Origin of the sequence: Dyella silvae (assembly GCF_026421305.1) — a bacterium.
Classification (GTDB): Bacteria; Pseudomonadota; Gammaproteobacteria; order Xanthomonadales; family Rhodanobacteraceae; genus Dyella; species Dyella silvae.
In genome coordinates this window covers 42,287-66,741 of record NZ_JAPJBQ010000007.1, presented here as the reverse complement: position 1 = coordinate 66,741, position 24,455 = coordinate 42,287, and the positions used below count along the sequence as shown (strand labels likewise).

The window sequence follows — 24,455 nt, the reverse complement described above, 5'->3', positions numbered from 1 at the left end:
CGCAAGGAAAGCCGGCGCCCTGTCCGGGCAAACCGGCTTGGCATCGCGTCAGAACATGTAGCCAAGGCCGAGATTGAAGCGGTCGTTCTTGTGGTTGGCTTGATACTTCTGATAGTCGGCCTTGCACACCACTTGCGGATAAGGGCTGAACGTCAGGCCAGCGGTGGCGACGTGATCGGCATTCGCCGGATCCGCGGCAAAACCCGCAGGCATATGCGATTGCGTGTTGAATCGTTCGTAGCGCACGAAAGGCGTCAGTGACATGTCGCCGTGTTCCCACACCGTGTAGGCGGCCTGCAGCAACCAGCCGTAGAAAGCTCCCGGCACGTAGGCACGCGTGGCCTGATTGGCGTTGTTGAAAGCCTGGATCGACGCGTCGATCTTCGCCGCATCACCGATCGTGCCTCGGGTGTAGAGCGCCTCGAGATCCCAACCGTTGCGTTGCCAGCGCGTATGGACGTCCCACAGCGTGACGCGCCCCTGGACACCAGACAGATCGGGGTTGTCCGGATTGGCTTTGTAATCAGCGTTGGCATGCGTGGAATTGCCGGTAAACACGCCACCGCCAATGGTCCATCCCGGAACGCCCTGGTAGTTGAGCGCACCATAGACAGACAGGTCATGCGCCTTGGCCAGCTGCAGTTCCTGATGCACCGATTGCAGCGGTGCGCTGGGGTTGTCGAACTTGGCGATATCGAACCCGGTGGTGACGCCCACATCCCACGCCAGACCTGCGTTGGTATTGCCCCACAGCCCGATGCCACCCTCGCGCCACGTCGAGGGAATGATCCGGGTTTCCACCTCGTTGCGCTCAACGCCGTAGAACATGGGCGGCTCGTGCGCCTGGTTGATGAACCCGAACGGCATGAGGAACAGACCGGTCTTGAGGTTCACTCCCGACGCGATCTGATAGTTGAGAAACGCCTGCTCGATCTCGCTCTCGCCCTGATCGCTGGCGCTGGTGACGGCATGCTCCCATTCCATTTCGCTGTTGAAGCTCAGGCGATCGGAAAACTGGTGACTGAGCAGCACCACGAAACGCCGCAGATCGGCCTGTGTGCGGCTGCCATCGTGCACATAGTTGTTGTAGTTGATCTCGCCATAACCACCAAACGAGGTATCCGACTTCGTACCGCCTGCGCTGGCCGGTGAAGCGGGTGCTGCCGCCACGCTCGCCGTAGGGCTGGTGGAAGGCGCCGTGACAACGATGGTCGAAGGCATCGGTGCTGCCGCGGGAACCGCGTTTGCCGATGCCATCTGCGCCGGCGTCGTAGCAGCAGGTGCAGCCTTGCCCTGGACGGCCGCGATCTGGTCCGTCTGCTCGTGCAGTTGCTTGATCTCTGCCGCCTGAGATTTCAGCTGCGCGTCCTGCGCGTCGAGCCGTTGCTGCATTTGAGTGATCAGCGCCTTGAGCTCGGCATCAGTCGCCTGCGCCGAGAATGGCGTCAGAACCAGTGCGCCGACCACCGCGAGACCCAGCACGCCGCGTCCCCGGCGATGGGAAGAAAAGCAAGACATGGAGCGCCCCCTGGCTGAAAGAGGCGCGACTTTAAATAGAAACCATTCTCAGTTGCAATGTGGCAAAGTGACCGCAAGTTATTGCGCTGAAAGCACTTGATGAAGATTCCTGGGTACCCGTCGACCGCTCAGTTGAATCATCAGCGCCATGCTCATCCATCTGACGTTGTCGATTCCGTCGCGCCATCCGTCGCATCCTTGCGGCCCACCTGTCACACATCGTGAGCCGATTCTGGAGAGATTAGTGCGTGCACGGCAGTCGCGAGATGGGGCGTCAGGCTCGCTTCCGACCCATGGCGGACACCGCATACCATCGCGATAGGTAGCGGCTTTAACCTCCTCCGTCCCGCTTTTCGGATCATCATTCCAAGGAGCGTCGTCATGAAGATACGCACGGGTAAAGTCTGGAGTCTGGCTTGCGTCGCCTGGCTGATAGCGAGCGGCGTTGCCATGGCGGATTCTCAAAAAGACCTGCAGGCCGCCGAACGCGATGCTTACATCAAATCGGCCGGCCATGCGGTGGAAGGCATCGCCGATACGGCCGTAGTGACCAGCGTGGATCCGCTCGGCGATCACCGCGTTGCGTTCTATACCGTGGACGGATCGCATAAGGACGTCTGGCTGGTGACCACCGACGAAGGCTGCCCGCAGCCAGCGCTGTCGGGGAATCGCATCGTGTCGCTCGATGCCGGTGTTTCGCACGACTGCCGTTCCGTCGTCATCCAGACGGTGGACAAGCGGGATTTAACCAGCCGCTTGAGGGAGATCGAGCTTCGCGCAGCGCGTCCAGACGTCATCTTCCCGACGGATCCCATGCCGCTGCACTGGCAAACCATGTTCCGCACCGACGACATGACCAAGGGCGGCCGCACGCGGTGAATCAAGTTGGCGGGGTACGACGACGCGCATCTTCATGGTGATGCCGCGCCCCGTCGAACCTTCCGGCGGAAGCGCGAATAACCATCCAATTTCGGTGGCATTGTAGATTCAGAACTGTCCGCTTCCGACTGCGGATTCAACCGGTCGTTGCAACACCCAATGATCGAGACGACGGGTGCGTCTCGTGATGGTGCCTGAGATCCGGGCGCATCGAGCAATAGCTAGAGGCCTGAAGTCAATCCGCGCCTCAGGTACCGCCGCGCCTTGCTGGTGCGCCCGAAAACTCTTCAGGACGGTTACTTAGTGTAGGTCTCCGCCTTGAAAACGTTGGGATCGATAGCCGCCCCAAGTTTCAATGACCGCACCTCAGAAATCATCGTATAAGGCGCTAGCGGACTAGCGTTGGCGGGATCGACGTTTTGATACAGCACGATGGACTTCTTGTCCGACGTCGTCACGACACCGTCTTTCTCATAGACGCACATGTCGATGATGCCCTTCGGGCTGATCAGCGGACTGGTCTTGGGGAGGCAACGCAGATTGACACCAGCGACCGTGCGCTTGTCCGTGTAGTCATCATTGGTCTCGATGGCATTCTTGGCATTCATGGCGCCCAGAACGTCGTCCGTCGATTCCACGGATGTCGTGCCGTCTTCATGCCCGCTCACGCTGATCTGCTTACCGGCATGCTCAATGGTGACCTCAAAGGACTTATCCGGTACGACCTTGACCTCGCAACCTTTTTCCGCCACCAGATTGTCAAGATCGACCTTATAGACCGACTCTGTTTTTCTCATCCATGAGTGGCCGTCGGAAATATAGGTTGTGCGCTGAGTGATGTAATCGTCAGGCATGTGTGGGAGAGGCTTGACCGGTACATGCACAGACTCGGCAGCGGCTTCACAGAGCTTATAGGCCATATCGCCCATGACATGGAGCATGCCATCGGCGGGAGTCGGTCGATCGATCAGCACCACTTCATAGCCATTGCCGATGGCGCTGGCACTTGTGGCTGCAGAGGTGGAAGAGGTGTGGCTATCGGTCGATGAACCCGAACTACCGCATGCCGCCAGGGTCAGACAGCAGGCGGCCAGGATGGGCATAGCCTGCACAAGTCGCGATACATAAAAGCCATTCAATGGCATAAATCATCTTCCTTTTGAAGTAACAGGCCAGCAAGGATTGTTTCGGACCAACGATCCCGTCGTAGACGCCAGTGCGACCCATCAACGCTGTGCATTCGTGGCCAAAACTTGCCGGAGTTCCGGCAAGTTCGATCAGATAGTTATCGCGCGAGAGGCGAATGCTTTCGGTTGATGCACGCCCATAACAGGACTACTCAGCGAGTCCCGCCTTGCGGGCCCACCAACAGGCGTCTCTTCTCAAGCATCAGGATTTGAACTTGAGTAACGGCAAGCCCGCTTGTTGGCGGCAACCGTTACGCATGGCCTGCTCTTCCTTCACGGTGTCGTCCAGCGATGAGGAGGACTTGCCGCCGCTCTGCATCGACGCCATCGCACGCTCCGCAAACTTCGCGCCGAAACACTTGCAGTAGTCTCCCAGCTTGGGGTTTCCTTTCAGATCGGCTTCGCCATAGGGCACCGGGATGGTGGTGGCCTGATTCATGCACATGTCGGCGTACTGGTTGGTCGCTGACGACAGCGGAGCGTCAGCATGAGCGGCCGACGGTGTCACCGCGTTGATGAGGAAGCCAAGCGCCAAGCCCAGCACCGCGCCGGATAAAGCCGGCGACGTATTGCGAAGTAACATAACTGCTCTCCATCTAGTCGTTAGTACGGACATCGATAAAAAACGCCCATTTCGGGCGTACATGATGACTAGCGCGCATGTCTCCCTGACTGCATGGAGAAGACGTGCCAATCCGTGGCCTTTGGAACATTGCAGCTGTGCGGTGCTTATTGCCTGTGCATTGTCGCAGAGATTTGCCGTGATCAGCGCGCGCATCCACTGCGCACCCTTAAGTACCGCAGCTTGCCTATCGCTACCGCTGCGAAAGGAGCCACTGGAGCTACCAGGACAAGAGGGAAAATGCTGCTCTCAGTCGAAAGTGTCCGCGCACGGTTGAATCCGCAAGACGAAGCAGACAGTTTTGGGCCGCGGCCTGGCGCCAGTCGCCTGTTTGAGAGAGGCGCGAACAGCAATGAGCAACCATCAGAGTCCACTGCCAGGCACGTAGCCAGAACAAAAGATCGACTTGATGGCGTATGGACTTGCCATCTCCCGCAGCGGAGTATCGTGAAGGGCGGCTGGTCCGGGACGGCTCAGTCAAACACCCGTTGCTGAAAGTAACGTCACTCAACGCGTTTTGCGGAGAGGTTCCAGATGACGAATCTACGTGGCGTGTTTGGACCCTACACTTACGAAGGCTCCTATACGACACATCGACGGTACGCAGTGTGGCGCGCATTGCTTTGGAGAGACGGCGAATTCCAGGGGGAAATGGGCGGTGAGCTGCTGCAGGCTTCGCACCTGGCACTGCTCGATAGCGCCTTTGTCCACGCCCTGGTGCAAAACCGCATTGCGCCCTTGCTCGTTCACGGAGAGTAGCTGCGATGCACTCGCCGGTGGCGATGCCTGCTTTTCCTGTCGCTGGCTCACCAGCGAATGCAGGCGCTGACACCAAGTCCAAAGTCACTTTGACGATCCGTGCGGGGTAGATGGCCCGTTGGAGAGGCGAGTAGCGTCTGTCGTCTAGCCGGAGCGAACACTCCTCACGGCAGGTCATCGGTCATGCCACCGACCGACGGCATCGACTTATCTGAAGCCGCGATCCTCTCGGAGCCGCAGCTGGCTCCACATCACCATCACGTAACAACTACAAGCGCATCCTGCTTGGGCGCCAGGATAGAAAGCCTCCTCCTTGGCAGGCGTCTCAGCCACGCGGTCCTTTTCCTAACGCCATCTGAGTACTTCTCCGATCTCTATCGGAGTTGCGGATTCGTCCGCTCTGGGTCCGTGTCACGGATCCTCACTGAAGGCAAATACTCATGTCCAATAACGATACCAATGTTGCTCGCACCGGCAACAAGAACCTCGTCGATACAGCGGCGGCCAATGGCCGCTTTCATACTCTTGGCAAAGCGCTTGAAGCGGCGGGCCTTACCAATGTCCTGAGGGGCTCCGGTCCCTACACGGTCTTTGCTCCCACGGATGAAGCTTTCGAGAAGCTGCCCAAGGAAACACTGAATAATTGGCTCAAGCCGGAGAACAAAGCTGAATTGATCTCCGTATTGAAGTATCACGTTATGCCGGGCCGCGCGTCAGGCGCGGACGTCGAAAATCTTACTGCGCCAAAGATGATGCAGGGTCAGACTGCAGCGGTCACCAAGGACGGGAACAAGCTCCAGATTGACGGAGCCACCATCACGGAGACGGATATCGCATCCAGCAACGGCGTCATCCATGCGATCGACAAGGTGAACGTTCCAACCAAGCAGTAACTCGCAGGTGTTTGTGGTGGGAGCTAGCTCCCACCACAGAATCTGCTGAAACATCGACGCGGATCCGTTGTCGCGCAGTTGCACACGTCGAATTCGATGGTGAGCCCGATCACTATGCAGGTAGATCAGCGGAACATGCGGCTGGCCGCCTGGACTCGCAAACCGCCGAACTGATCGGTAAGGCACCCATCTTAAGGTGATACCCATGGCTGGCCACTTTCACTCTCTATACCGACCCGCGCGGCTAACCGCACTCATCCGATACCTCGGCGATCTGCTCGATCACATGTTCAGTGAACCGTACACGCGGACCAGCTTGGTTATGTCGCAAAGGCATCAAGAGTCCGTGGCCATGGAGTCCGCACGCAGACTCCGGCGAGGCCGCGAACGATGATCATCGGTGCAGCTGCAAGGTTGAGGTACTTCTTCCGGCCGTTTCGCAGCGGCGCGTACCAGCATGCCCCTTCCATCGAGGAGCTGTACGTCATGCGGCAGAGCCGGCCGCCACAGACAACCAACTTATGGCGCAGATTCATTCGCGCTCTTGCGGAAAGCGTGCGGCGGTAGACCCCATGGCACTGACGAGATCGCAGCTTGTTGACGACTTGCTTGCGCTGGATGCAGAGCTGCTGAGGCTCGAGGCTGGCGGCGTGGCGGAAGAAGCTATTCAAGCGGTGCTTGAGCACACGGTGAATTCGTCGACACGAACCGTCGATCAACGAGATCGCCTCTGGTGGTGGAGCCAGCTCTATGCCGTTATGGACCATCGGTCCGCGCGACTCATGTCGCTAGCGGCCACACCTGTGGCGCGTTGAAAAACAAGAACAAACAGGGTCAGGTTCACTTCCAGTCAAACGAAAGTGAAACTGACCCCGTTTCGGAAGCCATCAGGGCGCCTTTCTGGAGTTCGAGCTGGCGGTGTGAACGTGTGTTGCCGCGTACCACGACGTTTGAGGGTGCTTGCGCAGTGCCGCCGAAGCGATGGCACGGCTAAGTTCAGCCTCCGTCAGAGCGACGGCCGGCGACTCGCGGATGGCAACGGCCTTCATCGATTGCGGTTTAAGCATCAGATGACGCTGAAGTTCCCAGGCATTCGCCAGACGTTGCGCCTGGGCGGCTTCGGCAGGTGTGGATCCGACGAAACCCACGACCGCGTAACCATTCAGATTAATCGTGTAGGTTCTCACGGCGGCGTTTGCCTGTCCGACGCAAGCGAAGCCGAGGGCAAGAACCATGGGAAACATTAAACGTTTCATGAGTGGCCTCCTTGTGCCCAAAAAAGGACTCGGAACCATTTCGGATGGTGCGCCGATAGATGGGAACTGAAGCTGACTATCCATGCGGTTTTTGCGGGCTTTAACGGAAAGCTGTGGATTCAACAGCTCAACCCGTTCGCCCGCTAAACCAGGTCGCTTCCACTCAGCACATCGGACGGCAACGTCCGGGCGACATGAGGGATCGAAAGATGTTTGGGGAGCCTTGCGTTGATCGCCCTGGCGCACGCCCGGAAATCGCCCAGGTTCTCCCCTACACCGATTCGCATGCCATGGCTGGCATAGAGGACGATCTGTCCACTGTCATGGCCCTGGACGTACTCCGCCCGAACAACATCGGCGAATGCCATCTTCTTAAGGAAGAAGCTGCCCGACTGTATGGATGTGGCGTCAAGCATGACGCGAAAGCGATGCAGGTGTATGCAGAACAAAGTGGCCATGAGGAAGTAGATGGCAACGCCCACCTTCCCTACGAACAGGTTCGTGAGACTTGGCTGCGCTGCCACCAGGAAGCCCAAGGCGTAGAGGCCAATGAGGCTGAAGAGCGGCATGCCCCTGGGCCACCGATAGGTCAACTGTTCGTCTGTCATATGCCTGTGCTCCGTCGCCGTGGTCATGACTCCGGGGTGATCGTGCACGCCCTCATTTCCGAGTTCCGGAACGGGTACTTCCCGGCGCCCATGGCGTGCGCTTCAGGGGCCCTTCTGCACGTGTCTTCAAGAACTAAGGGGCGAGTATTCGCCGGCGCCCGCCATTTTTGAAATAACAAAATGGCCGGGGAATGTGACGCGCAGGCATAAGCAGCCCGGCGTTGACCCAGAGCGGACACATCCATCAAAGACGCTTCGACGAGGACCGGCACCGGAAGCGCTTACACTTCGGCCAGGGATGCCCCCATACCCAGAACGAGCTGGACGCGACCCGTCAACGTCCGACGAGATGAAGCCGGTCGTCCCGTCCGGATCGAGCACATGATCAAGGAGGTTTTATGACCCCTCGCAGTGTCGCCCAGAAGCGCGCTGACTTCAGAGTGCTGCATCAATCGGGTTGCTTCGTGCTGCCGAATCCGTGGGATGCCGGCAGCGCCAGCGTTCTGGCCGGACTTGGGTTCAAAGCCCTGGCAACGACCAGCTCGGGCTACGCCTGGTCATGTGCGCGGGCAGACGGACAGCTCTCGCGCGATGAAACCCTGGCGCACCTGCGTTCCATGACCGAGGCCACCCACCTGCCCGTCAACGCCGATTTCGAGAGTGGATTTGCCGATACGCCCGAAGGCGTGGCCGAAAGCGTGCGCATGGCGGTCGATACCGGCGTGGCAGGCCTTTCCATCGAGGACTCGACCGGCGATCCGCAGGCCCCGATACGAGGGCTTGCAGAGTCGGTCGAACGGATGCGTGCGGCGCGCGCCGCGATTGATGCAGGCGGTGGTGAAACCTTGCTGATCGGACGCGCGGAAAACTTCTTCCTGGGCCGCCCCGATCTCGACGACACCATCATGCGTCTGAAAGCCTATGCGGATGCCGGAGCGGATTGCCTGTACGCACCGGGCATCAGGACGCGCGAACAGATCCGTGCCGTGGTCGCAGCCGTCGCGCCAAAGCCGGTCAATGTATTGATTGGCTGGGAGAGCGAACTGACGGTTCAGGATCTCGCCGATCTTGGCGTCAGGCGCATCAGTGTCGGCGGCGCGCTGGCTCGCGCGGCATGGAGTGGCTTCCTGCACGCGGCCCGCTTGCTCGCCGAGCAGGGACGTTTCGACGGATTTGCGGGTGCTCGTTCCGGCACTGAACTCAATGCATTATTCAGTAAGTAAGTGAGGGGAACATGGGCGCCTGACAGTCAGAAAGAAGGGGTGGCGCAGTTCTCTGGACGTCTGCTATCGATCCGGTGGCGTGAATCCGAAAGAGATCATTGGCTATCGGTGAGATCGGCTTCGAATAGGTGCGTGCCGTAGCCAGGCCCCGTGATGTCGGACTCATGGGGCAATATCGATGACGGATGTAAATGTCCGCTTTCGACCCAACGCGGACAGCACAGGCGCCCGGGTCGCCCGTTCCACGAGGGGAGAAATCATGATGGTGCGAGTTGCGCGAAAGCTGCTGGCCATCGTTGCCATCTTCTTGGCGAGCACCTGTTCGGTGTTCTGCCAGGAAACGGGCTTTCTCAATCGGTCTGTGCGTATCGACAACACTGAATACCGCTACCAAGTCTACGTACCGCAAGACTTTCGCCAGGCGCGTTCGTGGCCGGTGATCCTGGCATTGCATGGTGGAGGGCAGTACGGTCGAGATGGCATCTCACAGACGGACCTGGGGCTCGCCCGCGCAGTTCGGCGGCATCCCGAACGCTTTCCCTCCATTATCGTTTTCCCGCAAATTCCGCCTGATGGAACCCCGGGATTCCAGGGACTCGGCGAGCGCATTGCACTGGCGGAGCTAGACGCGTCGGTGGCCGAGTTCAAGGGTGACCGCACCCGCATCTATTTGACCGGGCTGTCCATGGGTGGAAATGGCGCATGGTCTCTCGCCTACCGGCATGCCGATCGATTTGCCGCGGTGGTGGTTGCGTGCGGGTTTGTCGGCGAGTTCACCGGTCGACAGAGTGGAATTCGCTATCCGGCATTGGTGCCTGCATCGGTGGATGATCCGTATGCGGCCATTGCGCAACGCGTCTCGCACCTTCCGATCTGGATTTTCCATGGCGATGCCGACCCGACGGTGCCGGTCGACGTTTCGAGACATATGGCTGCGGCACTGAAAGCGGTCAATGCCGATGTGCAGTACACGGAACTGCCTGGCATTGGCCACAATGCCTGGGACCCGGCCTACGAGCGTGAGGACCTGTTCATCTGGCTTTTCAAACAGGTCAAGAAGCAAGATCCACTGTCTGACCCCATCGTTGAGTAACGCAAACCAGGGTCAGAGGGCACGTTCCAAAGGTCTGCTTCCGACCCAGAGCAGACTTTGCGTCCCGGATGACGGTGAGCTTGTGGGTACTGATACGGACGGCATCCGCCAGAGCCTCCCGACAGGCCAGTTGGGCCTACAATCGCCCCATGGAATATCAACTTGTCATCAAGTTCTGGCGCAAATCGCTGGCCGACGAAGCCTTTCTCTCGGGGGTTGAGGGCAAGCTGAAAGAGGCATTGGGCGACGCGGTCGAATTGGAGGGCTACGATGTCAGTCCAAAAGAGATCAATCTTTTTATGCTCGCGTCTGACCCGCGACTTTCCTTTCGGCGCGCAAAAGATGTTCTGGAACAATTGGGCGTTGTGAACGGCATGTCAGCCGGCTTCCGCGTGGCTGGCGGGAACAGCTTCACATCCATCTGGCCGCTACGCGCCACTCGCAAGTTCAAACTGCCCTAGTGCCAGAGAAAGCCTGACGATACGTCCGAATCGGGCCCGGGATCTTTGCGATGGTGCGAAGATGCCCATCTGCAAAGCGTTACGGACCGGCAGCTCCGCGCGACCTTCCGCCCGTGAGATGTCACCCAGGCGCAAGCGCCGGTAACCAGGGGATGAGACGTCCAGGGCGGGACTCGACAGGCAATGACTTTGACCGAGGAAATGACATGAGCAAGGGTATGGATTCGAAGAAGGCCGAAAAGAAAAAGCCGGCCAAAACGATGAAAGAAAAGAAGGCCGCGAAAGAAGAAAAGAAGCGGAATACGAAGTAGGCGGGTACTTCTGCCCCGAAGCACTCGCTACAGAGTGTCGTGCGGAGGTAGTCGCTCATTGGGGCGCTGGTGCTCGGCGGCGCCAGCGTCCGCTTCCGTTCCGGAGCGGACGTTCCTGCATCAGGATCAAACATGCTTCGAGCCAGATAGGAGATAGCAATGCCTGGAGGGCGGAGGAAGTGGATACGAGCCAACATAGGCACCTTCCTTCAGCAATATCAGCGGAAGGCGCAGCGAGGGGTTGAGCCCAATGACCGTCACTACGATCGGGATTTGGAGGCAAAGCTGAAACGGATGAAGCCCGAGGATCTAAGTCACCTGATGAGCGAAGATGACGACTTGGAACAGGGCGAAGATGTGTAACGTTGGAGTGTCGTAAGGGTCCGTTTTCGACCCAGAGCGGACCTAGCCAATTGCCGATCAGAAGAACGACAAGGGAATTCATGAGCACGATGCTCGAAGTGGCGATTCAACAGGCGAGCGCGTTGGCTGAGCAGCTGTCGAGCCCTATGCCCGAAAGCGCCGTTACGGACGGGTGGCGCCAAGAGACCTGGGTAAAGTGGGCAGGAATCTTTGGGGATCTTGCTACCTCTCTGGCCGATGGCCGAGAAGTTGCCATGGCTTCAATCTCGCGGGCACTCGATATGGATGGCGTCCATGGCGGTGCCATTCTTGAAGCGGCGGCCACGCTGAGTAATCACCTGCGTCGCGTATGCTGATTGGGTCCGCTTTCGACCCGTAGCGGATGCTTTTCAATACATACGAGGCGCTAGTGCTGGGCTAGGAAGAATTGCGGAGGTCTCGATTTGGCGGCGGAAAGATCCAACCTGTTTCTCGTAGTGGCTTTCTTGGCGTGGATGCTTGCCGGTTACCCGATCTATACCCGCCTCGCCATCGCAGTAAATGGCACAGTGATCGCGTCGCAGGTGACTTGCTTACAACCGGGGAACAATCGCTGTGTCACGCGATATGTCGTGCGCGGCACCGATGGAACGCAAACGAACTACGTTGCAGGCGCAACAGATGGCGCCCTCCAAAGGGACATGCCCGTGGGGACAGAGATCTCAAAAGCGAAGTGGTCTTTTGGGTACTCCCTGAATGGACAGCACGTTGATGACTTTCCGGCAGTGTTCTACTCGGGTCTTATTCTTCTGGGCTTACTTTGCATAGGTCTTTGGATCGCACGCCTTGGCCCGAGGATGCGTCGAGAGCGATTTTAGGATTCGGGAAATGTCCGATTCCGACCCGAAGCGGACCTTTGCATTGGTCGCAATGGGTTACTTCGAAGCCGGTTCGATAACTGACAAATCGGCAAAGGAAGCATAGGGGAGCATGCGCAGACCTTTCTTTGATCAAGATGAGCTGTCATCCAATCCCTTAGCGTTTGTGGCGATGCTCGGCCTCATCTTCTGGAGTGGCGTCGTTGTTCTCATTTGTGCAAGCAGGATCGCAACTGTATTTTTTTCCGCCGAAGACTTTGTCATTAGCACGCCTTATCAGGTATGCGAGCAGCCGCTAAACAATCGTTGCGAGACCCACTATTCGATTGTCAGGGCCGATGGGAAAGTCGGTGACTTCGTGCCATTTGGCTATCAGTTCAAACATGGCCTGCTAGTCGAAGGGACGCACATTGCTAAAAGTGCTGCCAGCTTTTCCTACGTCATCGATGGTACGTTCGAGCCGTGGCCCTATCTGGGTACTCATGTCCTTGCACTCTTAGGGGGTCTCTGCGGCGTACTGACTTGGCTGTTCCTTATAAGGATGGGCATTCTTCCTTTATGGTTCAGAGCCAAGAATGAGTGACCTTAGCTCGTTCTTAATGTCCGCTTTCGACCCGAAGCAATGAGATGGACTCCTCTCCGTCTTCGGCATCAAGTGCCAGACTGGAAGCGATTAGAACCAGTCGCTGGCGAAGAGGAGTCCACCCATGAAGCTTACGCGCATTGGAGTCGACGTGGCCAAGCAGGTCTTCCAGGTCCACGGGGTTGATCGGCTTGAGCAACCGGTATGGCGTCGCCGCTTGTCGCGAGATCGCTGGCTAAAGGCTGTCATGGAGGTGGCCGAGCCCGGCTGCGAGATCGGCATGGAAGCCTGCGGTGGCGCGCATCACTGGGATAACCCAGATGGAAAGCGGCCATTCCCCTGGGGCGAGCTATTGTCGAAGGCAGCAATTTTCTTTGGCCTTTGTTGGGCGATAGTCGCCTTTCCGGCACTGAAAGCCTTTGGTGGAGCAGGCTGAATCCGCAACCCGAAGCGGACATGCCGGGGTCGCACAAAATGATCTCGTTGATCCGCATGGAGTTCTCCCATCCAGCGATGGAGTAAGGCTGATGAACGTAAAAGGCGGAGCTTGGTGCGTACTTGCGGCCCTACTGATCTTCTCGTCCTCGGCAGGACTGAGCGGATGTTCAAACACGCTATTCGTCGAGTCTGCGGAGGTTACGAACGGCGCATTGGAAGGCTTCTCTATAGGGATGTCGAAAGATGAGGCCTTGGTAGTCGCTCGGCAAAAGGGGGTGGAGGCAATTCGGCCAGTTCTTCCCGCTAGGCCAAGCATCAACTTTTCAGATGCCTCACGACTGGTGTCGCCTGGAGAAGGCCGTTCGCTTGAGCTTGCGGACGATCACGGCGGCAAGGTTGTTTTCACGTTTGGTGACTGCCGGGTATCAGATGTTCGAGCCGAGGGTGATCTTGCTAGTTCGTGGGCCGACTCGGTTGGTGTCTCAAGTGCACAACTGATCTCGGGCCTGAAGGATGCCGTGAGTAGCAACCACAATTTGGCTGTTCGTGAAGTCATCACCAGCGATAACCGGAACTGGATAGAAATTGACCGGGCGTCGCGAGCGGGCCACACGTCGATCAATGCTTACGACGTATGGTCATTTGATATCCACGGCCCTAAGCCCGCAGGCGCGGAGTTTGTTATCTATTTCGCAGAGGGGGCCCTGGTTCGAATATCGTACAAGCGGCCGAGGATCCGATTGGATTGAGCAGACTTCAATGCCATTGGCTCGGTTGTTGGGTGGCACATTGCTGGGCCGGAAGAGTCCGCTTCCGACCCGTAGCGGACCTTAGCTCTGAAGACGTCTTAGGCCTTGGTGAAGGGGGCGGGGCTCATGACAGAACTGCCATCGTGGATTATTTGGAGTGCGATGCTGCGGCCATGGCCGTATCGCTTCCTTATCGTTAGCGTCTTTGTAGTCGTCGTAACGCTGGCTCGGCCAAGATCTGTTGCTGACGGAGCAGCGACTGCTTTTCCTGCAAATCGCCTTGGGGTGGCGCTCCTGGGTGGTCAGGCCTTGGCGCTTCTGGCGACCGCCTTGTTTGTCGCGTGGACTCTTGGGTGGACGTTGAGCCCGCGTCCCGAGCTACTGGAAGGGTGGATCGATGCCCCCTGGCGTTTCTATACCGAGGCGCTCTGCTACGAACTGGGCCTCCTCGTTTCAGTCTATGTGCTCATTAAATCAGGGGCGGCAACTTGGGCATTCATTGGTCTCCGTCGACCTGAGGTGCCATTTTTATTGCTAATTGCTGCTATCACGGCGTGCTATTGCGGACTGCATTTCGTCATCAAGCCGCTAAGCATCAGCGTCGATCAGTGGATTGTTGAAGCCTCACTTCATCACCCTAAAGTGGTTGGCTTAGGAAGCGATTCGAGTCAGTTCGGGTTATCCATATTATTCGAGGCACTCCATGATGCAGGCGCTTGGTCAGCCCTACTGTTTGTGCTCATTGCGGGTGTGTTGACGCCGGTCATCGAGGAGCTTTTCTTTCGTGGAATTGTGTTCAAGGCATTGCTGGATAGTGTGCCGACGTGGGCGGCATTGATTGGGCAGGCACTTCTGTTTGCTGCCATGCACTTGGAAATGGGAAGGCTGATCTATCTGTTCATATTCGGCCTGACGCTCGGGTTCCTTGTTCGCTGGACTTCGTCTTTGCTACCGGCCGTACTTCTTCATGTAGTCGTCAACGTCGTTGCATTGGCGGCTGTGATCAGTTGATCAAAAGGTAGTTCTATTTGGGTACTGTAAGGTCCGCTTCCGACCCAGAGCGGACGTTGCGAGAGGAGCAGGGGGATTAATGTCGCGACAGCGCCGATCAAAAAAATGGCTCATCGTTGGTATGGGCGGCATGTTCCTGCTCGCCGCCGTGTTTTGGATGTACGCGGTAAGCGGCTATTCCTTGGCCTTTGTCCCGTGTAACGGGACCTTCTCACTCGGCGCAAGCCTGGCCCGATGCCGATGGCCTGTCGTTTTCGGCTGGTTATTCTGGTTGTGCGTTGCGTCCGGCGCTGGTTTTGGGATGGCGGCACTAGTGCGCGCATTGTCCGACAGACGTGGGCCGTAATTGGAGCGGGGCTAGCGTCCGCTTCCGACGCGAAGTGGACCTCAACAAGAGTGTGTTGATGCTCGCGTCAAATTGACCGTCGTGCTTGTTTTCGGCTGATCACATCCACTGTCGGCGAACGTTACGCCATCCTTGAGTTGGTTCGTGCCGACCCTGGTCATTGGATTTTCGACAGTCTGATCAAATCCGGGCGCGTGCCACTACTAGTTAACGCTCGTGCTCCCCGGGGCCGTTTGCTTGGCGTGGTATGCGCGAACCAGAAGGAATCCCCGTGTCTCCCCGGATTGGGGATCAACCGTATTCATCGCGTCCCAAAGCTCCCGCAATGGGACCCACGTATAGGGATACTTCTGCGCTGCCACGTCCAGGACCAACAGGCGGTCCGATGCAGCGTTGTATGCGGCAACCGGTGAGATGTGGCCGGGGCCCTCCTGCTTCAGCGCGGCACGATCGTAGTTGACGATGAGGAACTGATGAGGTTCGGCGAGCGTGGCACTGGCAACCTCTCGAAACGACGCAAGTCCATCTTGTGTCGCGTGGACAACCTGGACGTCGAGCCCATGATTTCTCAGGATTGCTGCGAGTTGCGACAGGGTCAGGCCGCTGAACGTGACCGCGACCTCGCTGCGCAGTGCAGACGCCTCCGAGCTGAAGAATGTCTCCTGAGTCACGAATGGCTGGCGGTGCAACGCTGCGTTTGCAACGATGGATCCGGTCGCAACACCACAATACGCCCTGCGGCTCTGCGCCACGAAGTAGGGAAGAAGCTCTTCATAGGCGACTTTCGCAGAAGAGGATGCGAGTAATTCCTTACCTTCGGTGGACGTTGCGTCGATAAGCTCATGAGCCAAAGGCAACCGGTGAACGGGCGGCTCAGAAAATCCGTACCACATCGCACCCGAGAAGCCCGCAGTCAGGGTGGCGACGACGGCGATTGCAACGAACCTCAGTCCTCGTTTCACATGACCCCCTGAAACTCATGGCACTCCATACGTCGTCTGTCCGCGTTCTGAACAGCACGTACTGTTGGTGCTCGCGTCACATTGACCTTCGTGCTCGTTTTCGGCAGACGACATCTACTGTGCAATCATCCGACGATGCGCCGGCGCCGGAGATTACGCCGGTGAGGTTACTGAGCAATCCAACAAGGGAGCTAAGACTAAGGTCCTACCAACTGCGGATTTCAGGCCGATTGACTGCCCATTTCGCTCGGTCGTGAATACGACATTGATGCTGTCAGGTAGCTAATGGGGCCTTGTTGGCTGGATGTTGCTGGCATCTTGATTAGGTTCGCTTCCGACCCGAAGCGGACATTCCCAGGACGAAGTCTGATCAGCAGTGCCCTCGCCGCCTGGCCGCGTCAGGGCGGCCCCGGCCCACTGTGCCGCCATGCGTTATGCTTCGCCGCATCAACAAGCGTCACAGAAGTCACTCGGGTCATGCGCGCTTTAGTTGTCGAGGATCAGGTCCTTGTCAGAGACGCCATTGCAAAACGTCTGCGTGCCTCAGGGCATGCGGTTGACGAAGCCATCGATGGCGCGACCGCCGAATCCTTTGTTCGTTCGTATACCTATGATGTGTGGGTTCTGGATCGGCAGCTGCCTGACGGCGATGCGCTATTCCGTCTGAAGGCATGGCGCGAGCAAGGGCTGACGACACCCGCGCTGTTTCTGACTGCCTTCGATCGCGTGTCTGATCGACTGAGCGGCTTCGAAGTGGGTGGGGATGACTATCTGGTCAAGCCGTTCGACATGGATGAGTTGCTGGCGCGTATTACTGCCATAGCACGCCGCGGATCGACCATCAGGCCCAGCGTTATTCGCATTGCCGATCTCGAGATTGATATCGGTCGCCGCGAAGTCCGGCGTTCCGGTATTGCGCTTCCGCTGAGGAACAAGGAATTTGTTGCCCTGCAATTGTTGGCGGAACGTGCCGGAACGGTCGTGTCGCGCAGTGAGCTGATCGCCGGATGCTGGGGCGAGGAGCATCAACCGGCGTCCAACGCCGAAGAGGTGCTCATCGCCTCGCTGCGCAGGAAACTTGGTGCACCTTCCCTGCTTCGCACGGTACGTGGTGCTGGATACATTCTCGATGCAGCCGATGGCAAAGCGACCTCCTAACGCCGTCTACCAGCGCTTGTACCTGAAGCTCACCATGAGCTGGGCGTTGGCGTGGATCGTGGGCTTTGCGTCGCTCGGCATGCTGGCCATCCATACGAACCATCGGCTTGGTCAGGCCGGACTCGAAGACATGCTGCGATTGCGGGCGATGGCTGTCTACGGATTGACCTGGTTCGACGCGCAAGGGCGTTTCCATGACGAGCTTCTTCGGAAGGAGCCAGGCATCCTCACGGGGGGCGTGGATATCTATGTCATCTCGCAGCCTCCCTCTGGCCAGGTGCTTCTAAGACCCAAGCGGGCCATCTTCAACCTCCACTCGCCCGCAGCGTTGGCGGATGCCAACGTGGACGGCGAGGATGGCGTGATCCATGAGGGGCGCGACAACTCGGGCGCAGCCTTCCTGTTTTTGACCACACCCACCTACGACGACGCCGATCGCGTTGTGGCGACTATTCTGGTGTTGGGTGACCCAAGGGCGACCGAAGCAGCGCAGGCTGTGTTTACGCGCAATCTGCTGCTTGCCATGACCGCGCTTGCCTCGCTGGGTCTCGTGGTTGGCAACCTTCTGGCTCGCCAGGCCCTGCGGCCCGTTGCCGAGACCATGGAGATGCGTGAGCGCTTTATCGCGGCGACCGCTCACGAGCTTCGCGCACCGGTGGCCAATCTGCTCGCCATCTGCGATTCGACGACTTACGGGGACACGTCACTGGAAGACGGCTTTGCGCAGGTTCGCCATGTCGCCAAAGCCAGCGCGGCCATGACCGACAAGCTGCTGTTGCTGGCACAGCTGGAGTCATCAGCCACAGGCATCACGAAGGAGAAAGTCCGACTCGACCTGTTGGTGGAAGCGGCACTCCCGGAAGAACATGCCATCGTCACGGATCTGGACGCGTCCGTTGTCGTCGCGGATAAGCGCCTCTTGCAGATCGCGGTGCGGAATCTGATCGAGAACGCGTTGATCCATGGAAGCCCCCACGACGCCGCCGGTGCGTCGGTACGCATAACAGTGCGCCAAGGCACCGTCACGATCGAGGATGGCGGTACGGGCTTTCCCGCGGATCAATGGGCGAACGTAAGGGAGCCGTTCCACAAGTCGCCAGGGAGCCCTGGTTATGGTCTTGGCCTGGCGATCGTGCAGCACATTGCCGAACTTCATGGTGGGCAACTGACCCTGGAAAACCGCGTGCCCCATGGCGCCAGGGCGCGCCTGCGGATCGGCTGAAGGGCGAGCGGATTGCCGGCTTCGCGGTAACCAGCATCAGGCCCATCGCTACCCAGGTGGGCGTCGACCGCCGGGCATGGACGTGGATGCCGCCAGCAACGGGTCTAAGCGTAGCGCGTGTCAGCTCGATATCAGGTTGGCTCCGTAAGGTGCCGGGCGAACCCATCGTCTTTCCGGCGCCCACATCGAGGTCCAGCCATGTCACATAACGCTACGAAACGCACACCTGCCCGGCTGCTGCTGGCCGCCGTGGTACTCCTAGGCACCGCCTGCGCGAACGCTCAAAGCAGGATGCCGCACGAGAACGTGCGCCACGAAGGCACATGGCTGCAGTGGCCACATTCCTACACCTATGGAACCACCTACAGGAATCGCATCGAGTCGACCTGGGTCGAGATGACGCGGTCTCTCGTAAGCGGCGAAAAGGTTCATATCGTTGCTTACAACGCACGCGAGCAGGACCGCATCGGGCGCGTGCTCATGGATGCCGGCGTATCGCTCGACAACGTGACCTTCGTCGTTCAACCCACCGACGATGTCTGGGTTCGCGACAATGGCCCGATCTTCGTTGTCGGCCCGGATCAGGCGCTGGCGGTGGAAAACTGGGGATTCAATGGCTGGGGGCAGAAGGAACCGTATCAGTTGAGTGCGGAAGTCCCCGCAGTGGTCGCCAGCGAACTGAGGATGCCGACGATCGACCTCCGTGATTATGTGGTTGAAGGAGGCGCGGTAGAAACCGATGGGCGTGGCACCTTTCTGGCTACGCGCAGCTCCATCCTCAATGCAAACCGAAACCCGGGCGTGACCGAAGATCAGATGGATGCTGCGCTTTCCGCCAATCTCGGTGTTTCAAACTTCATCTGGCTGGATGGCGTGAAGAATGCCGACATCACTGACATGCATGTCGATGGCTTCGCCCGATTTGCAACGAGCGACACCATTGTCACGATGAGCCAAAGCGATCTCGCTGACTGGGGTCTTTCTGCCTTGGACATCCAACGTCTTTACTCGGCCACGGATGTCAATAATGTGCCGTACAAGTTCGTACCACTCCCGCTTACGTCGAAGAACGTCGTCACCACTTACGGGAAGGATCTCGGATATCAGGGTTCGTATGTGAATTTCTATGTGGGCAATGACGTCGTACTGATGCCCACCTACAACGACGCTAACGACGCCGTCGCGAAGGCCATCCTTCAGCAGGTCTTTCCTGATCGCACGGTCGTTGGCATCGATGTACGAAATCTCTACGCCAATGGCGGCATGATCCACTGCGTCACCCAGCAGCAGCCGGAAGCGGCCACCCCTTGAGGCACCCGAGGTCCGGTTGCGTGCCAGGCGACCATCTTGAAGACACGCAGCAGAGACCCGGTGTCGATCTCCCGGGCACTCGTTCGTCGGGTACATGGGGGCAGCCATGTCGGCTGCCATCTTCGTCAAGGAGATAGTCATGTCCTACATCGATGGTTTCGTGATCGCCGTACCCAACGCCAACCGGGAACCGTTCATCGAGCACGCCCGTACGTTCGACACCATATTTCTGGAGTACGGCGCCACCCGGGTGATGGAATGCTGGGGCGATGACGTGCCAGAGGGCAAGCTCACCGATTTTCGCCGCGCCGTGCAGGCGACGCAGGATGAATCCGTGGTGTTCTCCTGGATCGAATGGCCCGACAAGGCCACCCGGGATGCCGGCATGGAGAAAATAATGAAAGACCCGCGCATGCCGGCGGCCAGTGACATGCCCTTCGATGGCAAGCGCATGATCTTTGGCGGCTTCAAGCCGGTGGTTAGTGTGCCTGACTAGGGGGCTCTGACCCGCGTGCTTTCAAGGTAAGGCCGGCGTCCGACTCAAGGCGGGCGCTTCCTGGTGGTCGTTCGAGGGGGCCGGGGGCGCAGTAGGCGACATCCCCGGCAAAACGCTGAATGTTTCTCTTCTTGTCGGGGCAAATCAATACACGACAAGGCATAGTTGTAAGCACTGCTCCGAGCAAAGACCCTTTGGTGCCGTTGGTTCCGCTGTAACCAAGGCCGCTCATGGCCACGTCCGTCACCTACTGAAGGGAGTACCAGTTATGAGTACGTTCCGAAGGGCTTTTGCTGTCCTGGCGCTGTTGTCGCCGGTTTGCGCCTTTGCAGGTGGTGCGTTCGACGGTACATGGAAGACCGATTTGAACCAAACCCAGGAGTCAAAAAAGCCGTACGAGTTCGTCTTGCAGAACGGCATGTTCGACTGCAAAAGCTGTGTCCCAGCTTACGTAATCAAGGCTGACGGGAAGGACCAACCGGTCTCGGGCAACCCCTATTTCGACACCGTAGCCGTCCAAGTGGTGGACGCCAATACGGTCAAGACCACCTACAAGAAGGCTGGCAAGGTGACCGAGACGATGTCGGCCGTCGTGGCAGCGGACGGCAAGACGGGCCGGAACGAGTACACGGACAGTAGCGGCAGTGGCGCTCCGGTGACGGGTTCCTACGAGTTTGTCCGGGTGGCTGCCGGCCCTGCGGGTTCCCATGCCTGGTCGGGCAAATGGCAAATTTCGAAGGCACTCCGCGTGTCCGACAACGCCACGACATGGACGTGGAAAGAGGCGGACGGCGTGCTCACTTTAAGCACGGCCACCGGGCAGTCCTACAGCGCGAAGACCGACGGCACCGAAGCCCCCTTCACGGGTGACCCGGGCGTGACGAGTGTCAAGGTCAAAGTTGCCGGCAACACGCTCGAGGAAAGTGACCTGCGCAATGGCAAGGTCGTTACCGTGATGACTGCCACGGCGTCTGCTGATGGCAAGACTCTCAAGGTGGTAACTGAGGACAAGCTGCGCAATCGCACGACGTCATGGGTGGCCAACAAGCAGTAAGAGGAAGCTGCCTGGAATGTACAGTCGCGCCTCCGCCGATCGGCCGAGGCGCGGCTGTCGATGTTTGACGTCCGCTTTCGAAGGCGACGCTCTGACCTTCAGGATGAAAGCCTTCGCTCCCCGAGTCTCTGATAGCTCGTGCCAAAGTCGTCACTTTGGGCGATGATGGCGCGCGCGATATGCAACTCAACGTGCCTCGAACGCCAGGCCGAGATGGCACTGAGGAAATGCTCAGGGCGTGCGTCATGTTTCTACGGGTAACGGCACGTTGGCATTCAGATGGAATGCGCCTCACATGTGCACGGCAGATAGGGAAAAGGCAGCCATACAATGAAGTTATTCACTCTGGAGCAGTTCGCCGCCCATCTCAACGAAACCTTCATGGTTTCCATCGAGGGTGATGGCCGGGCGCCGTATGTATTGGTGGAGGCACGGCCGATGTCGAAAGACGAGCGCCTGATGCCCGGCATGATGCGTGCACCCTTTTCCCTGCTGTTCCGCAATGAATCGGCCATCGTGTTTCCACAGAAGACCTACACGATGACGCACCAGGCCCTGGGTGAGTTCGGGATTTTCCTGGTGCCCATCGCGCGCGACAAGCAGGGCTTTATCTACCAGGCGCTGTTCAACTGAGTGCGCTGGTGAGTTCGGCGCGGCATGGCCAATGCATCTCGAAGCGTTGGCCGTCGCTTTCGCCAGCAAGCATGAAGCCCAACCGATCGTAGAGCCGGCGTGCTGCCGTGTTGCGTTGCTCGACATGCAAGGCGAGGCCGCGAGCCGACGCTTGTGCGGCGGCGTCCTGGGCGGCCTGAATCAACAGGGTGCCCATGCCACGGTTGCGCCATTGCGGCGATAAGGCGATGTCGACCAGCAGGAAATCTGGCGTTCCGTGGTGCAGATAAAGGCGGCCGATAGGCGCGCCTTCATGCGCGATCAGCAGGAAGTCGCCGGGAACGTAGTAGCGAATGTAATGCCGGTGCTGCAGCGAGAACTGGTGATCCAGAAACGTTTGCTTGGCCGCTTCCGGCCAAGGTAGCGAATTCAGCTCGCTTCCACGCAAATCGCCATACAACTGGCGCATGAAGGGGATATCCGCATCGCAGGCCGGCCTTACGGAGAAACCGTCTGCCCGGACGTGCGCGGGCAGACGGAATAAGAGCTCCTGACCTGGTGGAAACGAGAGCGTCGAAAGCACGGCAGCGTCAAGGCCGGACGGGGAACGCCCCACCCAGCGCTATGCAGAAGTTGACGGCGAGAAACGGCTGCTGGTTGTTATGCGCCAGCCCGTTGCCACTGGGCCCGGTCATCGCTGCAGGAAACGTCGTGTTGGCGGTGCTGCTCGTGGTGAACGGGCCATCGCTCCCCGGGATCAGCACGGCGTCGCCGGTGAGCGGCACGCCATGGCGCTTGGTCGAATCGGGTTGGCCGAAGATGTGCATCTTGTGATTGTGCGCAGCCATCTCGATGCTATTCAGCGTGGTGTCGTTGCTGCCGAACGTCTCGCCGATGGCACGCGGGGTCAAACCTGGACCTTGTCCCTGCGAACAAGGCAGATTGCCCTGAAAATTCGGCAGCTGGAAAATGTTCGTGCCATTGCCGCCGAAATTGGTGCCGAGCAGCGAAAACAGGGCCGTATATTGCGAGATGGGCATGAATTGCCCGTTGCACTGCGCCCAGTTATAGGGGGCGAAGTTGAAGCCAAACAGCTGAATTTCGCCCAGAAACGGTGTGGTCATAATGTGATCCCCTGTCGCTACGGCTCGCTCTGCGAAGCGTTTCGGTGCGTCGTCAGCTCTGTGTCGGAAAGATGCCCTGGGTCGCAATGCAGAAGCGCACTGTCAATGTGGGCATCGTGTTGTCGTGGGGCGCGCTGCTGCCAGCGCTCGAGATCATGGTCGGCGCCGGAGAAACGCTGGCGCTGCCGGTGATATCGCTGGTGTACATAAAGTCGCCGGACAAGGCGCCAAGCTGGACGTTGCCGCCCGGTGCAGTCGCACTGGCGGCAGCACTGGTCGCCGAGAACGAGTGCGTATGCGCCGGCAGCTGGTTGGCGGTCAGCGACACGCTTTCGTAGCCGGCTATTTCACCGATCACCCGCACGCTGAGGCCTTGGCCCTGGCCTTGATGCAAGGGCACGCGTCCGCGCAAGTCGGGCAGGCCGAAGGTGATCTGGCCATCTCCGCCGTAAGTGGTGCCGATAAGCGCGAACAGCGCCTGGTTGTCGTTGATGCTAAGCATCGAGCCGTCACAGTCGGCCCAGCCCACAGGCGCAAACGTGTACGGCAGCAGCCGGATTTCTCCGAGATACGGTGTGCTCATGAAAATGCTCCGATGACGTTAGCCGCGCGACGGAAAGATGCCGTTCAACGCAATGCAGAAATTGAGCACGAGGTACGGCTGCATGTTGGAGTGCGGTTGGTTCTGGCCGCCTCCGTCCAGCGTGGACGAATTGAGCACGACCTGGGTGCCGCCGGAGGGCCCATAGATCGATTCAGTGCCCGAGTTGCCATAAAGACCGCTGGTCGGATTGCGCGCGCCACCCGCGTTGGTGCTCGCATTGGCCATATGCGTGTGCTGCGGAATCTGATCGGAATTTAGCGTGACGGATTCCGTGCCGGCGATCTCGCCAATGCTGTTGTACGTGCCATACCCGAGCGGGGCGCGCCCGCGCAGATCAGGAAGCTGGAAGGTGGTGGTGCCGTTACCGCCGTAGGTCACGCCTAGCAACGAGAACAACGCCGTGTTCTGGTTGATGGGAAGAAGCGCGCCATTGCATTGCGCCATGCCTCTGGGCGCGAAATTGAACGGCGTGAGCATGATCTGCCCGAGAAATACCTCTGCCATGTTGTCCCCCTGAAGATGCCGGGCCGCCCTGGCCGACATGCGGCGCGTACTGTCCCTTAAGTGCTTTGGACTTGACAAGTGCAATTCGCAACGAACTACTATGTTGAGTCACTGATCACTGCGTGACGCATTGGTGAAGCCATTTGGCCTATGCCGAATGGCCGATGATGACTTCGGTGTGTCACAAAAGCCGTTCGTCTTTCCATGCCTGGAAGCATGGACGGCCAGATCCAGGGGTACGCAGCAGGGGT

At 58.7% G+C, this 24,455-nt stretch carries 28 protein-coding genes; 18 read left to right on the top strand and 10 right to left on the bottom strand.

Annotated elements, in window-relative coordinates; all coding sequences use genetic code 11:
• Nucleotides 1-48: 48 nt before the first annotated feature.
• On the bottom strand, nucleotides 49-1,518 hold the full coding sequence (locus OQE56_RS15860) for a hypothetical protein (protein ID WP_267225622.1): 1,470 nt from the start codon (nucleotides 1,516-1,518) through the stop codon (nucleotides 49-51).
• A gap of 381 nt (nucleotides 1,519-1,899) precedes the next feature.
• Here OQE56_RS15860 and OQE56_RS15855 point away from each other — a divergent pair, with 381 nt between their 5' ends.
• Nucleotides 1,900-2,397: a hypothetical protein gene (locus tag OQE56_RS15855; protein WP_267225621.1), complete on the top strand. Its 498-nt coding sequence runs from the start codon at nucleotides 1,900-1,902 to the stop codon at nucleotides 2,395-2,397.
• Nucleotides 2,398-2,693: 296 nt separating this feature from the next.
• On the opposite strand, the gene OQE56_RS15850 is transcribed toward OQE56_RS15855, so the two are convergent.
• Together OQE56_RS15850 and OQE56_RS15845 are read right to left on the bottom strand one after the other, a co-directional pair.
• Complete coding sequence (locus OQE56_RS15850) at nucleotides 2,694-3,542, bottom strand: hypothetical protein (protein WP_267225620.1); 849 nt, start codon at nucleotides 3,540-3,542, stop codon at nucleotides 2,694-2,696.
• A 244-nt stretch (nucleotides 3,543-3,786) separates the two neighbouring features.
• Nucleotides 3,787-4,167, bottom strand: coding sequence for a hypothetical protein (locus OQE56_RS15845; protein WP_267225619.1), 381 nt, complete (start codon nucleotides 4,165-4,167; stop codon nucleotides 3,787-3,789).
• 573 nt (nucleotides 4,168-4,740) lie between these two features.
• Here OQE56_RS15845 and OQE56_RS15840 point away from each other — a divergent pair.
• The 3 genes from OQE56_RS15840 (at nucleotide 4,741) to OQE56_RS15830 (ending at nucleotide 6,673) form a co-directional block, all read left to right on the top strand.
• Nucleotides 4,741-4,965, top strand: a complete 225-nt coding sequence (locus tag OQE56_RS15840) for a hypothetical protein (RefSeq protein WP_267225618.1) — start codon at nucleotides 4,741-4,743, stop codon at nucleotides 4,963-4,965.
• A gap of 440 nt (nucleotides 4,966-5,405) precedes the next feature.
• On the top strand, nucleotides 5,406-5,858 hold the full coding sequence (locus tag OQE56_RS15835) for a fasciclin domain-containing protein (protein ID WP_267225617.1): 453 nt from the start codon (nucleotides 5,406-5,408) through the stop codon (nucleotides 5,856-5,858).
• 572 nt (nucleotides 5,859-6,430) lie between these two features.
• Nucleotides 6,431-6,673 (top strand): hypothetical protein, encoded by a 243-nt coding sequence (locus tag OQE56_RS15830; RefSeq protein WP_267225616.1) that lies wholly within the window; start codon nucleotides 6,431-6,433, stop codon nucleotides 6,671-6,673.
• Between the two features lie 72 nt (nucleotides 6,674-6,745).
• Here the strand turns inward: OQE56_RS15830 and OQE56_RS15825 are convergent, their stop codons facing one another.
• Both OQE56_RS15825 and OQE56_RS15820 read right to left on the bottom strand, forming a co-directional pair.
• Nucleotides 6,746-7,237 (bottom strand): hypothetical protein, encoded by a 492-nt coding sequence (locus OQE56_RS15825; RefSeq protein ID WP_267225615.1) that lies wholly within the window; start codon nucleotides 7,235-7,237, stop codon nucleotides 6,746-6,748.
• A 20-nt stretch (nucleotides 7,238-7,257) separates the two neighbouring features.
• Nucleotides 7,258-7,722: a hypothetical protein gene (locus tag OQE56_RS15820; RefSeq protein WP_267225614.1), complete on the bottom strand. Its 465-nt coding sequence runs from the start codon at nucleotides 7,720-7,722 to the stop codon at nucleotides 7,258-7,260.
• 398 nt (nucleotides 7,723-8,120) lie between these two features.
• Here OQE56_RS15820 and OQE56_RS15815 point away from each other — a divergent pair, with 398 nt between their 5' ends.
• From OQE56_RS15815 to OQE56_RS15780, 8 genes are all read left to right on the top strand, one after another.
• Nucleotides 8,121-8,945 (top strand): isocitrate lyase/PEP mutase family protein, encoded by an 825-nt coding sequence (locus OQE56_RS15815; protein WP_267225613.1) that lies wholly within the window; start codon nucleotides 8,121-8,123, stop codon nucleotides 8,943-8,945.
• A gap of 259 nt (nucleotides 8,946-9,204) precedes the next feature.
• Nucleotides 9,205-10,038 (top strand): carboxylesterase family protein, encoded by an 834-nt coding sequence (locus OQE56_RS15810; RefSeq protein WP_267225612.1) that lies wholly within the window; start codon nucleotides 9,205-9,207, stop codon nucleotides 10,036-10,038.
• A gap of 149 nt (nucleotides 10,039-10,187) precedes the next feature.
• Nucleotides 10,188-10,499, top strand: a complete 312-nt coding sequence (locus OQE56_RS15805; RefSeq protein ID WP_267225611.1) for a hypothetical protein — start codon at nucleotides 10,188-10,190, stop codon at nucleotides 10,497-10,499.
• 754 nt (nucleotides 10,500-11,253) lie between these two features.
• On the top strand, nucleotides 11,254-11,529 hold the full coding sequence (locus OQE56_RS15800) for a hypothetical protein (protein ID WP_267225610.1): 276 nt from the start codon (nucleotides 11,254-11,256) through the stop codon (nucleotides 11,527-11,529).
• 613 nt (nucleotides 11,530-12,142) lie between these two features.
• Nucleotides 12,143-12,613, top strand: coding sequence for a hypothetical protein (locus tag OQE56_RS15795; RefSeq protein ID WP_267225609.1), 471 nt, complete (start codon nucleotides 12,143-12,145; stop codon nucleotides 12,611-12,613).
• 124 nt (nucleotides 12,614-12,737) lie between these two features.
• Nucleotides 12,738-13,049: a hypothetical protein gene (locus OQE56_RS15790; protein ID WP_267225608.1), complete on the top strand. Its 312-nt coding sequence runs from the start codon at nucleotides 12,738-12,740 to the stop codon at nucleotides 13,047-13,049.
• 91 nt (nucleotides 13,050-13,140) lie between these two features.
• On the top strand, nucleotides 13,141-13,800 hold the full coding sequence (locus OQE56_RS15785; RefSeq protein WP_267225607.1) for a hypothetical protein: 660 nt from the start codon (nucleotides 13,141-13,143) through the stop codon (nucleotides 13,798-13,800).
• 126 nt (nucleotides 13,801-13,926) lie between these two features.
• Nucleotides 13,927-14,811, top strand: coding sequence for a CPBP family intramembrane glutamic endopeptidase (locus tag OQE56_RS15780; RefSeq protein ID WP_267225606.1), 885 nt, complete (start codon nucleotides 13,927-13,929; stop codon nucleotides 14,809-14,811).
• Between the two features lie 549 nt (nucleotides 14,812-15,360).
• Here OQE56_RS15780 and OQE56_RS15775 read toward each other — a convergent pair.
• Nucleotides 15,361-16,119, bottom strand: a complete 759-nt coding sequence (locus OQE56_RS15775) for a phytochelatin synthase family protein (protein WP_267225605.1) — start codon at nucleotides 16,117-16,119, stop codon at nucleotides 15,361-15,363.
• A 477-nt stretch (nucleotides 16,120-16,596) separates the two neighbouring features.
• Here OQE56_RS15775 and OQE56_RS15770 point away from each other — a divergent pair, with 477 nt between their 5' ends.
• From OQE56_RS15770 to OQE56_RS15745, 6 genes are all read left to right on the top strand, one after another.
• Nucleotides 16,597-17,277 carry a response regulator transcription factor gene (locus tag OQE56_RS15770; RefSeq protein ID WP_267225604.1) on the top strand — a complete coding sequence of 227 codons (681 nt, stop codon included), beginning with the start codon at nucleotides 16,597-16,599 and terminating at the stop codon, nucleotides 17,275-17,277.
• Entirely contained in the window at nucleotides 17,258-18,499 is a 1,242-nt protein-coding gene (locus OQE56_RS15765) for a sensor histidine kinase (RefSeq protein ID WP_267225603.1), read from the top strand. The genes OQE56_RS15770 and OQE56_RS15765 overlap by 20 nt, the downstream gene beginning before the upstream one ends.
• Nucleotides 18,500-18,790: 291 nt before the next feature.
• Entirely contained in the window at nucleotides 18,791-19,810 is a 1,020-nt protein-coding gene (locus OQE56_RS15760; RefSeq protein WP_267225602.1) for an agmatine deiminase family protein, read from the top strand.
• Between the two features lie 139 nt (nucleotides 19,811-19,949).
• Nucleotides 19,950-20,306, top strand: a complete 357-nt coding sequence (locus tag OQE56_RS15755) for a DUF1428 domain-containing protein (protein WP_267225601.1) — start codon at nucleotides 19,950-19,952, stop codon at nucleotides 20,304-20,306.
• Nucleotides 20,307-20,574: 268 nt separating this feature from the next.
• Entirely contained in the window at nucleotides 20,575-21,360 is a 786-nt protein-coding gene (locus tag OQE56_RS15750) for a hypothetical protein (RefSeq protein WP_267225600.1), read from the top strand.
• A gap of 330 nt (nucleotides 21,361-21,690) precedes the next feature.
• Complete coding sequence (locus OQE56_RS15745) at nucleotides 21,691-21,993, top strand: DUF6916 family protein (protein WP_267225599.1); 303 nt, start codon at nucleotides 21,691-21,693, stop codon at nucleotides 21,991-21,993.
• Here OQE56_RS15745 and OQE56_RS15740 read toward each other — a convergent pair.
• From OQE56_RS15740 to OQE56_RS15725, 4 genes are read right to left on the bottom strand one after another with little or no spacing between them, the layout of a single operon-like run.
• Nucleotides 21,986-22,555: a GNAT family N-acetyltransferase gene (locus tag OQE56_RS15740; RefSeq protein ID WP_267225598.1), complete on the bottom strand. Its 570-nt coding sequence runs from the start codon at nucleotides 22,553-22,555 to the stop codon at nucleotides 21,986-21,988. The two genes, OQE56_RS15745 and OQE56_RS15740, sit on opposite strands and share 8 nt — an antisense overlap.
• A gap of 7 nt (nucleotides 22,556-22,562) precedes the next feature.
• A complete protein-coding gene (locus tag OQE56_RS15735) occupies nucleotides 22,563-23,096 on the bottom strand; it encodes a phage tail protein (RefSeq protein ID WP_267225597.1) in 534 nt (177 codons plus the stop codon).
• A 52-nt stretch (nucleotides 23,097-23,148) separates the two neighbouring features.
• Nucleotides 23,149-23,679, bottom strand: a complete 531-nt coding sequence (locus OQE56_RS15730) for a phage tail protein (protein WP_267225596.1) — start codon at nucleotides 23,677-23,679, stop codon at nucleotides 23,149-23,151.
• 18 nt (nucleotides 23,680-23,697) lie between these two features.
• On the bottom strand, nucleotides 23,698-24,204 hold the full coding sequence (locus OQE56_RS15725) for a phage tail protein (RefSeq protein WP_267225595.1): 507 nt from the start codon (nucleotides 24,202-24,204) through the stop codon (nucleotides 23,698-23,700).
• Nucleotides 24,205-24,455: the final 251 nt, after the last annotated feature.

Bases quoted from the DNA above. Each gene is read 5' to 3' on its own strand.
- OQE56_RS15800 (WP_267225610.1), top strand. From the start codon at position 11,254: ATGAGCACGATGCTCGAAGTGGCGATTCAACAGGCGAGCGCGTTGGCT.
- OQE56_RS15755 (WP_267225601.1), top strand. From the start codon at position 19,950: ATGTCCTACATCGATGGTTTCGTGATCGCCGTACCCAACGCCAACCGG.
- OQE56_RS15820 (WP_267225614.1), bottom strand. From the start codon at position 7,722: ATGACAGACGAACAGTTGACCTATCGGTGGCCCAGGGGCATGCCGCTC.
- OQE56_RS15830 (WP_267225616.1), top strand. From the start codon at position 6,431: ATGGCACTGACGAGATCGCAGCTTGTTGACGACTTGCTTGCGCTGGAT.
- OQE56_RS15845 (WP_267225619.1), bottom strand. From the start codon at position 4,167: ATGTTACTTCGCAATACGTCGCCGGCTTTATCCGGCGCGGTGCTGGGC.
- OQE56_RS15770 (WP_267225604.1), top strand. From the start codon at position 16,597: ATGCGCGCTTTAGTTGTCGAGGATCAGGTCCTTGTCAGAGACGCCATT.
- OQE56_RS15860 (WP_267225622.1), bottom strand. From the start codon at position 1,518: ATGTCTTGCTTTTCTTCCCATCGCCGGGGACGCGGCGTGCTGGGTCTC.
- OQE56_RS15835 (WP_267225617.1), top strand. From the start codon at position 5,406: ATGTCCAATAACGATACCAATGTTGCTCGCACCGGCAACAAGAACCTC.
- OQE56_RS15790 (WP_267225608.1), top strand. From the start codon at position 12,738: ATGAAGCTTACGCGCATTGGAGTCGACGTGGCCAAGCAGGTCTTCCAG.
- OQE56_RS15815 (WP_267225613.1), top strand. From the start codon at position 8,121: ATGACCCCTCGCAGTGTCGCCCAGAAGCGCGCTGACTTCAGAGTGCTG.
- OQE56_RS15795 (WP_267225609.1), top strand. From the start codon at position 12,143: ATGCGCAGACCTTTCTTTGATCAAGATGAGCTGTCATCCAATCCCTTA.
- OQE56_RS15805 (WP_267225611.1), top strand. From the start codon at position 10,188: ATGGAATATCAACTTGTCATCAAGTTCTGGCGCAAATCGCTGGCCGAC.
- OQE56_RS15750 (WP_267225600.1), top strand. From the start codon at position 20,575: ATGAGTACGTTCCGAAGGGCTTTTGCTGTCCTGGCGCTGTTGTCGCCG.
- OQE56_RS15735 (WP_267225597.1), bottom strand. From the start codon at position 23,096: ATGACCACACCGTTTCTGGGCGAAATTCAGCTGTTTGGCTTCAACTTC.
- OQE56_RS15730 (WP_267225596.1), bottom strand. From the start codon at position 23,679: ATGAGCACACCGTATCTCGGAGAAATCCGGCTGCTGCCGTACACGTTT.
- OQE56_RS15850 (WP_267225620.1), bottom strand. From the start codon at position 3,542: ATGCCATTGAATGGCTTTTATGTATCGCGACTTGTGCAGGCTATGCCC.
- OQE56_RS15785 (WP_267225607.1), top strand. From the start codon at position 13,141: ATGAACGTAAAAGGCGGAGCTTGGTGCGTACTTGCGGCCCTACTGATC.
- OQE56_RS15760 (WP_267225602.1), top strand. From the start codon at position 18,791: ATGCCGCACGAGAACGTGCGCCACGAAGGCACATGGCTGCAGTGGCCA.
- OQE56_RS15840 (WP_267225618.1), top strand. From the start codon at position 4,741: ATGACGAATCTACGTGGCGTGTTTGGACCCTACACTTACGAAGGCTCC.
- OQE56_RS15855 (WP_267225621.1), top strand. From the start codon at position 1,900: ATGAAGATACGCACGGGTAAAGTCTGGAGTCTGGCTTGCGTCGCCTGG.
- OQE56_RS15765 (WP_267225603.1), top strand. From the start codon at position 17,258: ATGGCAAAGCGACCTCCTAACGCCGTCTACCAGCGCTTGTACCTGAAG.
- OQE56_RS15780 (WP_267225606.1), top strand. From the start codon at position 13,927: ATGACAGAACTGCCATCGTGGATTATTTGGAGTGCGATGCTGCGGCCA.
- OQE56_RS15745 (WP_267225599.1), top strand. From the start codon at position 21,691: ATGAAGTTATTCACTCTGGAGCAGTTCGCCGCCCATCTCAACGAAACC.
- OQE56_RS15725 (WP_267225595.1), bottom strand. From the start codon at position 24,204: ATGGCAGAGGTATTTCTCGGGCAGATCATGCTCACGCCGTTCAATTTC.
- OQE56_RS15810 (WP_267225612.1), top strand. From the start codon at position 9,205: ATGATGGTGCGAGTTGCGCGAAAGCTGCTGGCCATCGTTGCCATCTTC.